The sequence below is a fragment of the Grimontia sedimenti genome (assembly GCF_011045095.1).
Classification (GTDB): domain Bacteria; phylum Pseudomonadota; class Gammaproteobacteria; order Enterobacterales; family Vibrionaceae; genus Enterovibrio; species Enterovibrio sedimenti.
Genome location: NZ_JAALDL010000018.1, coordinates 51,804 through 65,943, shown reverse-complemented (window position 1 = coordinate 65,943; position 14,140 = coordinate 51,804). Strand labels below are relative to the sequence as shown.

The 14,140-nt window shown below is 49.3% G+C and carries 14 protein-coding genes; all 14 read right to left on the bottom strand.

What is annotated here, in order from left to right:
- Position 1: 1 nt before the first annotated feature.
- Positions 2 to 1,141, bottom strand: a complete 1,140-nt coding sequence (gene lpxB / locus G5S52_RS19715) for a lipid-A-disaccharide synthase (protein WP_165017714.1) — start codon at positions 1,139 to 1,141, stop codon at positions 2 to 4.
- Positions 1,141 to 1,929 carry an acyl-ACP--UDP-N-acetylglucosamine O-acyltransferase gene (gene lpxA / locus G5S52_RS19710; RefSeq protein WP_165017711.1) on the bottom strand — a complete coding sequence of 263 codons (789 nt, stop codon included), beginning with the start codon at positions 1,927 to 1,929 and terminating at the stop codon, positions 1,141 to 1,143. Before lpxA ends, lpxB begins: the two co-directional genes overlap by 1 nt.
- 2 nt (positions 1,930 to 1,931) lie before the next feature.
- Positions 1,932 to 2,384 carry a 3-hydroxyacyl-ACP dehydratase FabZ gene (gene fabZ, locus G5S52_RS19705; RefSeq protein WP_002536399.1) on the bottom strand — a complete coding sequence of 151 codons (453 nt, stop codon included), beginning with the start codon at positions 2,382 to 2,384 and terminating at the stop codon, positions 1,932 to 1,934.
- A 130-nt stretch (positions 2,385 to 2,514) separates the two neighbouring features.
- The gene (lpxD, locus tag G5S52_RS19700; protein ID WP_165017708.1) at positions 2,515 to 3,540 is read right to left on the bottom strand and encodes a UDP-3-O-(3-hydroxymyristoyl)glucosamine N-acyltransferase; all 1,026 of its coding nucleotides are present in this window, start codon (positions 3,538 to 3,540) and stop codon (positions 2,515 to 2,517) included.
- Between the two features lie 12 nt (positions 3,541 to 3,552).
- Positions 3,553 to 4,062 (bottom strand): OmpH/Skp family outer membrane protein, encoded by a 510-nt coding sequence (locus tag G5S52_RS19695; protein WP_165017705.1) that lies wholly within the window; start codon positions 4,060 to 4,062, stop codon positions 3,553 to 3,555.
- Between the two features lie 21 nt (positions 4,063 to 4,083).
- Entirely contained in the window at positions 4,084 to 6,483 is a 2,400-nt protein-coding gene (gene bamA / locus G5S52_RS19690; protein WP_165017760.1) for an outer membrane protein assembly factor BamA, read from the bottom strand.
- A 37-nt stretch (positions 6,484 to 6,520) separates the two neighbouring features.
- Entirely contained in the window at positions 6,521 to 7,876 is a 1,356-nt protein-coding gene (gene rseP / locus G5S52_RS19685; RefSeq protein ID WP_165017702.1) for a sigma E protease regulator RseP, read from the bottom strand.
- Positions 7,873 to 9,069 (bottom strand): 1-deoxy-D-xylulose-5-phosphate reductoisomerase, encoded by a 1,197-nt coding sequence (gene ispC / locus G5S52_RS19680; RefSeq protein WP_165017699.1) that lies wholly within the window; start codon positions 9,067 to 9,069, stop codon positions 7,873 to 7,875. Before ispC ends, rseP begins: the two co-directional genes overlap by 4 nt.
- Positions 9,070 to 9,135: 66 nt before the next feature.
- Positions 9,136 to 9,984 (bottom strand): phosphatidate cytidylyltransferase, encoded by an 849-nt coding sequence (locus tag G5S52_RS19675; RefSeq protein WP_165017696.1) that lies wholly within the window; start codon positions 9,982 to 9,984, stop codon positions 9,136 to 9,138.
- Positions 9,985 to 9,994: 10 nt separating this feature from the next.
- The gene (gene uppS / locus G5S52_RS19670) at positions 9,995 to 10,765 is read right to left on the bottom strand and encodes an undecaprenyl pyrophosphate synthase (protein WP_165017757.1); all 771 of its coding nucleotides are present in this window, start codon (positions 10,763 to 10,765) and stop codon (positions 9,995 to 9,997) included.
- 75 nt (positions 10,766 to 10,840) lie between these two features.
- Positions 10,841 to 11,398 carry a ribosome recycling factor gene (frr, locus tag G5S52_RS19665; RefSeq protein ID WP_002536380.1) on the bottom strand — a complete coding sequence of 186 codons (558 nt, stop codon included), beginning with the start codon at positions 11,396 to 11,398 and terminating at the stop codon, positions 10,841 to 10,843.
- Positions 11,399 to 11,455: 57 nt separating this feature from the next.
- Positions 11,456 to 12,184: a UMP kinase gene (gene pyrH / locus G5S52_RS19660; protein WP_062667595.1), complete on the bottom strand. Its 729-nt coding sequence runs from the start codon at positions 12,182 to 12,184 to the stop codon at positions 11,456 to 11,458.
- A gap of 86 nt (positions 12,185 to 12,270) precedes the next feature.
- Positions 12,271 to 13,113, bottom strand: a complete 843-nt coding sequence (tsf, locus tag G5S52_RS19655) for a translation elongation factor Ts (RefSeq protein WP_002536377.1) — start codon at positions 13,111 to 13,113, stop codon at positions 12,271 to 12,273.
- Positions 13,114 to 13,244: 131 nt separating this feature from the next.
- Positions 13,245 to 13,973, bottom strand: coding sequence for a 30S ribosomal protein S2 (gene rpsB, locus G5S52_RS19650; RefSeq protein WP_002536376.1), 729 nt, complete (start codon positions 13,971 to 13,973; stop codon positions 13,245 to 13,247).
- Between the last annotated feature and the right edge of the window lie 167 nt (positions 13,974 to 14,140).

Below are 14,140 nucleotides of genomic sequence, written 5' to 3'. Positions count from 1 at the left end.
ACTAACGTCCTATCAGATTCAACACTGCATCAGCGGATGTTTTGTCAGCGTCGCAGCGGATAATTTCATGCAAGCGGGTGAATTCCGCCATCAAAGCGGTGTTGTCACTGTCGAGAAAACGGGAGACATCATTCGCCAAGGTTTCTGGCGTGCAGGCCTCCTGAAGACGTTCTGGCACCAGCTCACGACCTGCGAGGATATTCGGCAGAGAAACGAACTCGGTCTTAACCATACGCTTGGCTATCCAGGCAGTGATCGCATTCACTTCGTAACCCACCACCATTGGACGCTTGACCAGCATGCACTCAAGCGCGACGGTGCCAGAGGCCAGTAGCACCGCGTCAGAAGCAGTGATCACGTTGCGCGCAGTGTCATCCACCAGCACAAAATCCAGTTCTGGTGCCGTTTGTTGCCATGCTTCTTCAAACTGGGCCCGGCGTTTCTCATTCACCAGCGCAACGGCAAAGCTAATATCAGGATATTTTGCTTTAAGCAGTTTGCAGGTTTTGATGAAGGTTGGTGCCAGCAACTTCATTTCACCACCACGGCTACCCGGTAATACCGCGAGATACCGCTTGTCCTGCTCTAAACCCAGCAGAGTTTTCGCCGCAGCTTTGTCACTCACCATCGGGATGTCATCTGCCATGGTGTGACCGACGAATGCACAGGGAACATCAAACTTGTCGTAAAAGGCTTTTTCGAAAGGCAGAAGTGCCAAGACTAAATCAGTGGCTGCAGCAATTTTGAAAATGCGCTTCTGGCGCCATGCCCATACACTCGGGCTGACGTAGTGAACGGTTTTGATGCCATTGTCTTTGAGGTCTTTCTCGAGCCTCAGATTGAAATCTGGTGCGTCGATACCGACAAACACATCAGGCGGATTCGCCGTGAAATAGTCGACTAGTTCGCGCTTCACTTTTAGCAAACGCGATAAGCGGCCTAACACTTCAACAATGCCCATCACGGCTAACTCTTCCATGTCGAACAGTGTTTCGCAGCCCAATGCTTTCATGCGAGGGCCACCAATGCCCACAAATTCCGCATCTGGGTATTTGGCTTTGATTGCCTTGATAAAACCGGCACCTAAAATATCGCCGGAGATTTCCCCGGCGACAATTCCAATTCGAAGTGGCTTAGCCATTAGCGAATAATGCCTCGACTTGAGTTCTCGAAAAACTCTACAAACAGCTGCAAAGCCTGCTCTTCTTTCGACATTTCAAGGATCTGTTTCTTAGCTTCTTCCAGAGTCTTACCCGAGCGATAAAGCTCTTTGTAAACAGCGCGGATTGCTTTAATCGCACTCTTTTCAAAGCCACGGCGCTTCAGGCCTTCCACATTGATACCGAATGGTGCGCAGTGGTTACCCTGAGCCATCACATAAGGAGGAACATCCTGAACCACAATCGAACCTCCACCCAGCATGCAATGACTGCCGATAGTGCAGAATTGATGAATCGCGGTCATGCCGCCAACAATCGCGTAATCACCCACTGTTACGTGACCAGCAAGTGTTGCGTTGTTCGCAAAGATACAGCGATCGCCAATAACACAGTCATGTGCAACGTGGGCATTGATCATGAACAGGTTGTCACTGCCCACTTTAGTGGTGCCTTCATCCTGAATAGTGCCACGGTGCATGGTGACGCTCTCACGGATGGTGTTGCGATCACCAATGATCAACGTGGTAGGCTCACCCGCGTACTTGAGATCCTGACACTCTTCGCCGATAGAAGCGAATTGATAGATTTTGTTGTCACAGCCAATTTTGGTTGGCCCTTTGATCACAACATGCGTTTTGACTTCGGTGCCTTCACCGATTTCCACACCGGTGCCGATGAAAGAAAAGGCACCGATCTTGACGTTTGCGCCAAGGGTTACGCCTTCTTCCACAACAGCCGTTGGGTGGATTTGTGCGGTTTCATGAATCACGATTAAAACTCTCTTCTGGCACACTTCAGTTCAGCTGAGCAAACAACCTTACCATCAACTTTAGCAACGCCTGTGAACGCAGCGATACCGCGACGCTCTTTCAGGAATTCCACTTCCAGAACCATCTGGTCACCAGGGGTTACCGGCGCGCGGAATTTTGCGTTATCGATACTGGCAAAGTAATACAGTTCATTCTCTTTTGGCTGACCAAAGGTCTTAAATGCCAGAAGGCCGGTCGCCTGCGCCATCGCTTCGAGGATTAATACACCCGGAAATACAGGCAGCTGAGGGAAATGACCCGTGAACTGTGGTTCATTCACAGAGACGTTTTTGATCGCATGAAGGTATTTGCCTTCTTCGAAATCAGTAACACGGTCAATCAGCAGAAATGGATAGCGGTGTGGCAGCAGTTCTTTAATTTCGTTAACTGTCAGGATTTTATTTTCGCGACTCAAAGTTTTATTCCCGTATGAAATACTTATTATATGTCGTTGAATTGGCTGATAACACAAATGGCCCACACTGCAGGTTCGTTCCGACAATTTATCGAAATGAACCACCAGAGCAGGCCATCGCGGACGGCTATTACTCGCTGTCTTCTAGCTGTTTTTCAACGGCTTTCAATCGTTTATGCATGTCTTCGATTTTCAGCACTCGTGCAGCGGTCTTGCGCCACTCTCTGTTGGTCTGGAGTGGAATACCCGAAGAATACATACCAGGTTCAGTGATAGGCCGCATCACCATCGCCATTCCAGTGATCGTGACACCATCTACAATTTCCATGTGGCCGTTAAAGACGCTGGCACCACCAATAATGCAGTGCTTGCCGACTTTAAGGCTACCAGCCATAACCGTTGCTCCGGCAATGGCGGTATTTTCACCGATCGAAACATTATGAGCGATCTGGCACTGGTTGTCGATAATCACACCATCTGCGATCACTGTATCTTCGATGGCTCCACGGTCAATCGTCGTACATGCTCCAATCTCAACACGATCACCAATGACGACGCGACCCACTTGAGGAATTTTCACCCAGCGGCCTTTGTCGTTTGCGTAACCGAAGCCATCAGAACCGATAACAGTACCCGATTGCACAAGACAAGACTCGCCGATCACCACATTGTGGTAAACCGTCACGTTTGCCCAAAGACGGGTATTAGCACCTAACTTGGTATCTTTACCCACGAAGCAGCCGGCACCGACTTGCACGTTGTCACCGAGTTCTGCACCGTCTTCTACCACAGCGTTATGACCAACGGCGACGCCATTCCCCAGTTTCGCTCTCGGTGACACATACGCACTAGGAGCAATATCAACCGCACAGGCAGGTGTGGTGTCCAGCAATTGTGCGGTTAATGCATATCCCAGATACGGGTCTTTCAACACTAGCGCATTTCCAGTGCAGTATGACAGGTCGGCTTCCTTGACCATCACAGCACTTGCCTGACACTCGGCAAGATGTTTGCGGTATTTGCTGCTGGAAAGGAAGGTGATCTCTCCTTCGTCAGCTTTATCCATACCCGCGATGGCACTGATTTGCACACTGCCATCACCGTGCAGTTCTGCACCCAGTTTTTCCGCTAATTCAGCGAGCGTAATAGAAGCCATTTTCTACCTTACTTATTTCACTGCTTTCAGTACTTTTTCTGACAGGTCGTCTTTCGGGCTTGCGTACATTACAGCCTGACTATTGATGACCATGTCATAGCCTTCTTTCTTGGCAATTGTTTCAATGGTTTTCTGTAGCTTCTGAACAAGCTTACGCTCTTCTTCTGCTCCACGCTTACGCTGGTCTTCCTGAAGGTTTTTCGCCTTCAGTTTGAAATCTGCGTCCAAAGCCTGCAGCTCACGCTGAAGCTTGGTGCGCTCTGCTTCGCTCATCAATTCGCCATTACGCTGAAGCTTATCGACACCTTTTTCCAGGCGATCTCTCAGACGATCCACGTCGGCGATGCGATCTTTGAACTCTTTACGAAGCTGATCATTAACATTACTTTTCTTCGCCATTTGCGCCAACACCGGGCCAGTCGCGACATAACCGATTTTCTGTGCAGCTTCTGCCGCTGTTGCGTAAAAAGAAGCAGTAACAATGGCGAGGCTCAGGCCTGCCGCTTTGATAATAGGTTTCAAACTTTTCTCCTAATGTTGAAATCAGAACGTACGGCCAATGGTAAAGGTGAAGAACTCCTCGTCATCACCCTCGTATTTCTTGATTGGTTTAGCCAGCGAGAAAACCAGCGGTCCCATTGGGGAGCGCCATTGAATCGCTGCACCATACGATGCCCGGTAGTTCGATGGATCGCTATAGTCGTAAATGTATTCCTGACCACTGATGACACGCGCATCATTCAGGTCGTATTCGGTATCCCATACTGAAGCCGCATCCACAAACACACTGGTTCGAATTGCACTTCTCGCCTCTTCAGAAACAAATGGCATCGGGAAAATCAGTTCGGCGCTGGCCAATGCAATCGCATTACCACCGACAGAGTCGTTACTGCCTACAAGCGCTGGGTTGTTGCCCGCACCCTGGTCATAAACCGCTTTCGGACCTGCTGTGTTCGAGCGGAAACCACGAAGCGTTGAGTAACCACCTGCATAGAAGTTTTCATAAAACGGCAACAGGTAATCATTCTCGTCGTTACTGCCATAGCCGTTGCCGTAACCCAAACGTCCTCTCATCAGGAAGGAGAAGTTATGCCCTTCATCGAGTGGGAAATATTGGCGAACATCATATTGCGCTTTGAAGTACTGGGCATCAGAGCCTGGCACTGTCATACGGAATGACGCACGCTGGTAGTTACCCGCTGTTGGGAAGAAGCCACGGTTCAGGTTGTTTCGCGTCCAGCTTACAGACCAGTCAAAGTCATCGACCACGAGACCACCATCATCAGTCACGCTATCCCCCATCGAATCGAGGAACTTTTGAATCTGGTAATAACCGCCCAGATTTTCGATCTGGCGATGGGTGTAGCCCACAGAGAAGTCAAAATAGTTAATTTCGTCGAATGGGAAACCCCAGGTCAGGCTGGTGCCGTAGCTCTTGTCGGTATAGTCGACAATGTTTGCATCAGAGGCTTCAAACTCGTTGAAGAAAATGCGGCCACCTAGGCTGATACCATCCAGGGTAAAGTAAGGGTCACGGTAATCCAGCGTCAGGTTCTTTTGGTAGTCATTGATCATCGCATTGACACCAAAGCGATTACCTGTACCCGCAAAGTTATCCTGCTGAAGACCTGCCTGGAAGCTGATCCCTGACTCGGTACCGTAACCAATACCAAAGTTCACGCTACCGGAGTTGGTCTCTTTAACCACATATTCAACGTCTACCTGATCATCCGTACCCGGTACACGGGAAGTGCGAACATCAACGGTTTCAAAAAAGCCCAGACGGTTCAGACGATCTTTACTGGTCTCAACAGATTTGGAGTTCAGCCAAGAGCCTTCCATCTGGCGCATTTCGCGGCGCAGCACTTCGTCTTTGGTGATTTGGTTACCAGAGAACTTGATGTTGCGAACATAAATACGCTTACCCGGCTCTACGTTCACGTTAAGAGCAACGGTCTTCGCTTCGTCATCAAACTCTGGAATAGTGGAAACCTGAGGATAGGCATAGCCTTGCTCACCCAGCTTACGCTTGATTTCATCTTCAAGGCGCGTCACTTTTTGACCGTTGTAAGTCTCACCATCTTCGAAAGGCACCAACGCGGCAAACTCAGCACTGTCTTTACCGCCTCGGAAGCTGACATCTGCCACCGTGTAAGGTTCGCCCTCATCAATGTTCAGGGTGATATAGACGCCTTTTTTATCCGGTGAGATAGAAACATTGGCGGACTCAACGCGGAATTTCAAATAACCGCGATTGAGGTAAAATGAACGCAGGTTTTCCAAGTCACCTGCCAACGCCTGTTTCTGATATTGTTCGTTGGCAAGGAAGTTCCACCAAGGCACATCAGCGCGCAACTCGAAGTTGGCCTTGAGCTCGTCGTCAGAGAAGACTTCATTACCAATAAAGTTAATTTGTTGGATTTTTGCTGAAACGCCCTCAGTGAAGACAAATTTCACATCAGCACGGTTTCGCGGAAGCGGAGTGATCACCGTATCGACAACAGCATTGTATTTACCCACGCTGTAGTAGAAATCTTCCAGACCTTTTTCGATGTTGGAAAGCTTGGTGCGGTCCAGTGACTCGCCCACGCGAAGGCCAGAAGCGGAAAGGTTTTCTTCCAGTTGTTCTTCTTTAATGGCTTTGTTGCCTGAGAAAGACACGCTGGCAATCGTTGGGCGTTCAATCACTTTGACCAACAGATCATCGCCATCACGGAAGACGCGCACGTTTTCAAAGTTGCCGGTGGAAAACAGGGATTTGATGATCCCGGAAACATCGCCTTCGTCGATGTTGTCGCCAACCCGTACCGGCATTGCGAGCAACGCAGCACCGAGGCTGACGCGCTGAAGCCCCTCAAAACGAATATCTTCTACTACGAACTCATCGGCCGTAACAGAACTTGAGAATAAAAGAGAGGCTATAAGAAGTTTTTTCATCGCCATTGCTTGCTCTGACATTTCCTTGCTAAACGCTGAATGTTTATAGTCGGGCGAAATCGTTAAATATCGCTACAGCCATCAACGCCATGATGATTGCTGTACCTACCCGATATCCCATATCCTGCACTCGTTCAGAGACGGGGCGACGTGTCACGGCTTCAATACCAAAAAACAACAGGTGTCCGCCATCAAGAACCGGTAACGGTAACAGGTTAATAATGCCTAAATTAACGCTGATCAGTGCGAGAAAGCCGAGAAAGTATACCAGACCGAAGTCTGCGGTCATCCCTGCACCTTTTGCAATTGAGATAGGTCCACTCAAATTCTTTACTGCCACATCACCGGTGAACAGCTTCTTAATCATCCCGGCAGTCAGTGATACCACCTGCCAGGTTTTGTCCATAGCCGCTGGAATGGCATCCAAAGGACCATGCTGAAGTGTCAGCTGATGCGACTCGGGCCAAGGCTCAACATGCGGTGCAAAACCAGCGTAGCCAGTTGCCTTACCATCTTGTTCATTCACGTCAGGTGTCAGGGTCAAAGACACCTCAGCACCGTCACGCTCAACAAGTACAGCTAGCGCCTGTCCAGGATTTGCACGGATCGTTTCTACCACCCCAGACCATTCGGTAACAGGCTTATCACCCAAAGACAGTAGTCTATCGTTTACCAGTAACCCGGCTCTTTCTGCCGCACTACCTTCCACTACATTGGATAGCACATTGGTGATTTCCGGGCGGTAAGGCGTCATTCCCAGAGTGCGCAGTGCTGACTGAGATTCAGGATCGAAAGACCATGTCGCTAAGTCCAACTTCTTCTCAATCGCATAGGCAGCATTCTCATCAGGTTTGACTGCCAGCGTCATCTCACTGTCACCAATGTGGGCAATCAACTGAAAATTGACTGACTCCCAATCTGGCGTTTTGATACCGGAGATTTCAGTTAGTTCCATTCCCGGTTCAATGCCCGCTTGCGCAGCAATAGAATGGGGAGCGACATCACCAATAATCGGTTTTACTGCTGGTACACCAATGATCATCACCAGCCAATAAGCGGCAATAGCAAACAAAAAGTTTGCTGCTGGCCCTGCAGCAACAATCGCACTGCGCTGCCACAGTGGACGGTTATTGAATGCTTGCTCTTTCTGGGATTCAGGGACCTCGTCAACACGCTCGTCGAGCATTTTGACGTAGCCACCCAGTGGGATCATCGCTAACGTGTATTCGGTGCCGTCTTTGCCCACTTTCTTCCAAATCGACTTACCAAAGCCAATCGAAAAGCGCTCAACTTTCACACCACATTTACGTGCAACCCAAAAATGGCCGTACTCATGTACCGCTATCAAAATGCCGAGTGCAATGAGGAAAAACAGCAGGTTCCAAAGAATGGCGCTCATTGTGTTAACTCCGTAATCCTTTTCTGAGCCATGACACGTGCTTTGTCATCTATCTCTAAGAGGCTTTGAATGCAGGATGGTTCCGATAACTCCGCCCGTTGTAACACAGCATCATTTACCTCAGCAATCTGCATGAAGCCAATTTGCCCTTGCAAGAATGCTTCAACCGCGACTTCGTTAGCGGCATTGAGAGTCGTTGTTGCAGACTGACCCGCGTAACAGGCATCAATCGCCAGCTTCAAACATGGATAGCGGTTGAAATCAGGTTTAAGGAAAGTGAATTCACCCACTTCGCTGAAATCCAAAGGCTTCACACCCGCTTCAATACGGTCCGGATAAGCGATCGCGTAAGCGATAGGTGTACACATGTCAGGCAAACCCATTTGTGCCAGCACAGAACCGTCACGGTACTGTACCATCGAATGGATCACCGACTGAGGATGAATGATGACATCCAACTGTTCACGACTGGCATTAAACAGCCAGCGCGCCTCAATATATTCGAGGCCTTTGTTCATCATAGTGGCAGAGTCGACGGAAATTTTAGGCCCCATCGACCAGTTCGGATGCGCAATAGCCTGAGCTGGTGTCACTTCCTGAAGAAGGGTTAAATCAGTGTAACGGAACGGACCACCAGAACCTGTAAGAAGGATTTTGCTGACCCCTTCTGAGGCCAAATCACAAACACCCGGACGCGATTGAATACTTGCAGGAAGACATTGGAAAATCGCATTGTGTTCACTATCGACGGGCAGGAGCTCAGCGCCGTATTGGTGAACCGCGTCGATAAAGAATTGCCCAGACATCACTAGCGCTTCTTTATTTGCTAACAGAATGCGTTTCCCAGCCTTCACTGCTGCCATAGTAGGAATAAGCCCCGCTGCCCCCACCACTGCCGCCATGACGGTATCAACGTCACTGTGCTCAGAAATCGCAGAAAGACCTTCAATCCCGCTGAGTACTTCTGTGGCACAGCCCTGATTTTTCAATGCCAGACGTAAACTTGCAGCAGCTTCGGTATTTGCCATAGCGGCAAACTTTGGACGCCACTTCAGACACAAAAGAAGCATTTCGTTGACGTTGGCATTCGCCGCGAGCGCGAAAACCTCGTAGGCGTGAGGATTCTTTTCAATCACAGAAAGCGTGCTGGTACCAATTGAGCCGGTTGCACCAAGAATCGTTATCTTACGCATAGGAAACTCTAATTTTTGTTCCATAAAGCCTGAATACAACTCACCGGCGAAACGCCGGTGAGAGAGTTACGCAAGCCAGAAATACAATACGGTGAAAACTGGGAATGCGGCCGTCAGGCTATCTATTCTATCCAGTATACCGCCATGTCCAGGCAAAATGCTGCCACTGTCTTTCACACCCGCGACACGCTTAAACATGCTTTCCGCCAGATCGCCCAAAACTGAAGCGAAGGAAGTGATCAAAGCAACAAGACCTAACATAGCAAGAGAGGAGAAAGGAATAGAGAAATACTGGGCAGCGGTCAAGGTGACAGCAACGGCTGCAATCAACCCGCCAATCAGACCTTCAACCGTTTTATTTGGGCTCACTGAAGGTGCCATTTTGCGCTTACCGAAGGTCTTACCCGCAAAATACGCACCGGTATCCGCAGACCAAACCAACAAACAAACCAAAAGCACCATCTTCGCGCCAAGGTAAGGGGAAGCATCGAAGTGGTAGGCACGGAGAAGAATAACGCTCCAAAGGAATGGAAGCAGCGTCAGTACGCCAAATCCTTGCTGCACTGCGTTGCTATCACCCCACAAGCTAGTCCCTCTTGGATAGCGCAGCACCATGACAGTGGCTGCCAGCCACCATAATGCACCAGCAATCGCCAACACACTGCCACTTGTGGTGGTGAGTTGAAGGCCATCTTGAGTCACAGGTAACGCAAACAGTGAACCGACAAGAATGATTGCAGGGAAAACAAATGCGCTAAAACGGGACGAGGCAGCCACAAACTTGGTCCACTCCCAGTGGCCAAGTAAAGTGACACCTGCCACAGCAATCACGAAAAGTTGTAACGGCAAAAAGAAAATACCGGCGATAACAAGCGGTGCCAGTACCAGTGCCGTTAAGACACGTTGTTTCAGCAAACGAAACCCTCTATTTTTCTACTTGTAACATGGCCTTGATCTGCTCACCGGTACACCCAAATCGGCGTTCACGGTTGATAAACCAAGCAATAGCATCGGTGAGACTTGTCTCGTCGAAATCAGGCCAGAATTGTTGGGTGAAATACAACTCCGCATAGGCCGCTTGCCACAGCATAAAGTTGCTAATGCGGCATTCGCCGCTGGTGCGTATCATCAAATCTACGTCTGGTAGACCAGAACAAGACAGGTGCACCTGAAGATCACCTTCATTGAGTTGCTCTGCAGGAATTTCGCCACGCTCTACCTGAGCCGCAAGCTTTTTAACAGCCTGCATAATATCCCACTGACCGCCATAGTTGGCAGCCACGTTCAATACCAATCCGGTATTGTTGGCCGTTAAAGCTTCCGCCGCGGCAATTTTATCTTGTAACGACTGGCTAAAGCGCGTGGTATCGCCAATTACCTTGAGCTTTACACCATTTTTGTGAAGACGTTTCACTTCACGTCCCAGCACAGTGACAAAAAGCTCCATCAACAGGCTGACTTCTTCCTCTGGACGACGCCAGTTTTCACTGCTGAATGCAAACAGGGTTAAAACCTGAATACCTAGACGATTAGCAGCTGAAACAGTTTTACGAACGGCGTCAACACCGGCTTTATGGCCAAACATACGCGCTTTGCCACGCGCTTTGGCCCAACGGCCATTTCCGTCCATGATGACGGCGATGTGTTTGGGAAGTAGGCTGGGATCGATTTCTTGATGGAAAGATTGGGAGCTCATCATTATCCTTCGCAAATAAAAAGCGCTGTACTGCTAGCACAGCGCTTCGGCAATGGAATCAGAGTGTAGCCGGAATTAAACTTCCATCAACTCTTTTTCTTTGGCTTCAAGAATTGTGTCAATTTCTTTAACAGCCGCGTCAGTCAGTTTTTGGATATCGTCCTGACCACGACGCTCTTCGTCTTCAGAAATTTCTTTCTCTTTCAGCAAACCTTTCAGATCGCTGTTAGCGTCACGGCGGATGTTACGAACAGCAACACGGCCACCTTCAGCTTCACCACGAACAATCTTAACCAGATCGCGACGACGCTCTTCGGTCAACGGTGGCAATGGTACGCGGATAACCGTACCCGCAGACATTGGGTTCAGACCCAGATCTGAAGTCATGATCGCTTTTTCGATAGCTTGCGTGACAGACTTATCGAATACAGTGATAGCCAGAGTACGTGCATCTTCTGCAACGATTGAAGCCAATTGCTTCAGCGGAGTTGCAGAGCCGTAGTAATCGACAGACAGGCCATCAAGCAGTGCTGGATGCGCACGACCAGTGCGGATTTTAGATAGAGTGTTCTTCAGCGCTTCAACGCTTTTCTGCATGCGCTCTTTCGCATCTGCGTTAATTTCATTGATCACGAGAATATCCTTGAAGATTCTTTTTTCTAACGACGGAGATTATGCCACTAAAATTGATTAACCGTTATCAATTAGTGTGCCTTCTTGCTCACCCATCACAACTCGGCGCAGTGCGCCAGGCTTATTCATGTTGAAAACACGAATCGGCATCTTGTGATCGCGAGCCAGAGTGAAGGCTGCAAGGTCCATCACTTTCAATTCTTTTTCCAGCACGTCCTGGTAAACCAGGTGGCTGTACAGTTCTGCATCCGGGTTTTTCGCTGGGTCGTCAGTGTAAACGCCATCAACCTTGGTGGCTTTAATCACAACGTCAGATTCGATTTCAATGCCGCGCAGACATGCTGCTGAATCTGTGGTGAAGAATGGGTTGCCTGTACCTGCAGAGAAAATCACCACACGGCCGTTGCGCAGTTGACTGATAGCTTCCGCCCAGTTGTAGCTGTCACACACACCGTTCAGAGGGATAGCAGACATCACCCGCGCGTTCACATAGGCACGGTGCAGTGCATCACGCATAGCCAGACCGTTCATTACAGTCGCCAACATACCCATGTGGTCGCCCACAACCCGGTTCATACCCGCTTCTGCAAGGCCTGCACCACGGAACAGGTTACCACCACCGATAACCAAGCCAACTTGTACTCCAAGTTCAACCAGTTCTTTGATTTCTTGTGCCATGCGGTCAAGCACAGCCGGATCGATACCGAAGCCTTCTTTACCTTGCAGCGCTTCGCCACTCAATTTAAGCAAAATTCGTTGATAAGCTGGTTTTGGGTTTGTAGTCATTCTCACTACCTTTAGGCACTAACTTCTACGGATGGGATTGTGAAAAGACCGCAGGGTTCTGCGGTCTTTTGGGTCTCAAAGAGGAATTAACCTTTCTGAGCGGCTGCAACTTCTTCTGCGAAGCTCATGCCAGCTGCTTTCTCAATACCTTCACCCACTTCCAGGCGGATGAAAGTAGAAACAGAAGCGCCTTTCTCTTTCAGGATGTCACCTACAGATTTCTTAGGCTCCATGATGAAAGGTTGACCAGTCAGAGAAACTTCGCCGGTGAATTTCTTCATGCGGCCTTCAACCATTTTCTCTGCGATTTCTTTAGGCTTGCCTTCGTTCATCGCGATTTCTACTTGAACTTCGCGCTCTTTAGCAACTACGTCAGCTGGTACGTCGTCAGGAGTTACGTACTCTGGACGTGATGCAGCAACGTGCATTGCGATGTGCTTCAGAGTTTCTGCGTCGCCTTCACCAGCAACAACAACACCGATGCGCTCGCCGTGACGGTAAGAAGCCATCGCTGAACCTTCAACGTAAGCTACGCGACGGATAGAGATGTTTTCACCGATTTTAGCAACCAACGCTACGCGGTCATCTTCGAATTTCGCTTGCAGCTCTTCTACAGTCGCTTTAGTTGCCGCTGCTTCATCAGCAACTGCGTTTGCGAAAGCAGTGAAGTTGCCGTCTTTAGCAACGAAGTCAGTCTGGCAGTTAACTTCAACCAGAGCAGAAACGCCATCAACTTCTTTGATGATGATTGCGCCTTCAGCAGCTACGTTACCTGCTTTCTTAGCAGCTTTAGCAGCGCCTGACTTACGCATGTTTTCAATCGCCAGCTCGATGTCGCCGTTAGTTTCTACCAGCGCTTTTTTACATTCCATCATGCCTGCGCCAGTGCGTTCGCGCAGTTCTTTTACCAGGGCAGCGGTAACAGCCATTGTTCATTCCTCGATTCGAAACTATTTGGGTAAAAATCAGGGGCCCATAGTTGGCCCCTGCTAACCTACTTAGCTTACAGTGCTGTCTGTGACAGTCTGATGGCTAAGAACGCTCACAAGGAGCAAGTGTCTTATTCAGCGACTTCAACCAGCTCGTCTTCTGCTTGAGCTACGATGTCCTGGCTACGGCCTTCAGTGTATGACTGAGCTGCAGCGTTCAGGTACAGTTGAACTGCGCGAATCGCGTCGTCGTTACCTGGGATAACGAAGTCAACGCCGTCTGGGTCAGAGTTGGTATCAACTACCGCGTACACTGGGATACCCAGGTTGTTTGCTTCTTTAATAGCAATGTGCTCGTGATCAGCGTCGATGACGAACAGCGCGTCTGGCAGACCGCCCATGTTTTTGATACCGCCCAGAGACTTCTCAAGTTTCTCCATTTCACGGGTGCGCATCAGAGCTTCTTTCTTAGTCAGCTTCTCGAAAGTACCGTCAGTTGACTGAGTTTCCAGATCTTTCAGACGTTTGATTGACTGGCGAACAGTTTTCCAGTTAGTCAGCATACCGCCCAACCAACGGTTGTTCACGTAGTACTGATCACAGCTTTCTGCTGCTGCTTTAACAGATTCGCTAGCGGCACGCTTAGTACCAACGAACAGTACTTTACCCTTACGCTCACCAACTTTGGTCAGCTCAGCCAGTACGTCGTTGAACATTGGTACAGTTTTTTCTAGGTTGATGATGTGAACCTTGTTACGTGCACCGAAGATGAACGGCTTCATCTTAGGGTTCCAGTAACGAGTCTGGTGACCGAAGTGAACACCAGCTTTCAGCATGTCGCGCATTGAAACAGTAGCCATTTTAATTCCTCTTGGGGTTAGGCCTCCACATATCCCATACATCCGACCCTCAAAGGGCACCCCGGAGCATGTGCCGATATGTGTGTGTGTTAAAAAATAAGTGTTTGTCGAAACCACCTAAACAGAACCGGAAGACCCGATTAACCATTAAGGCGTATTTCGGCGCG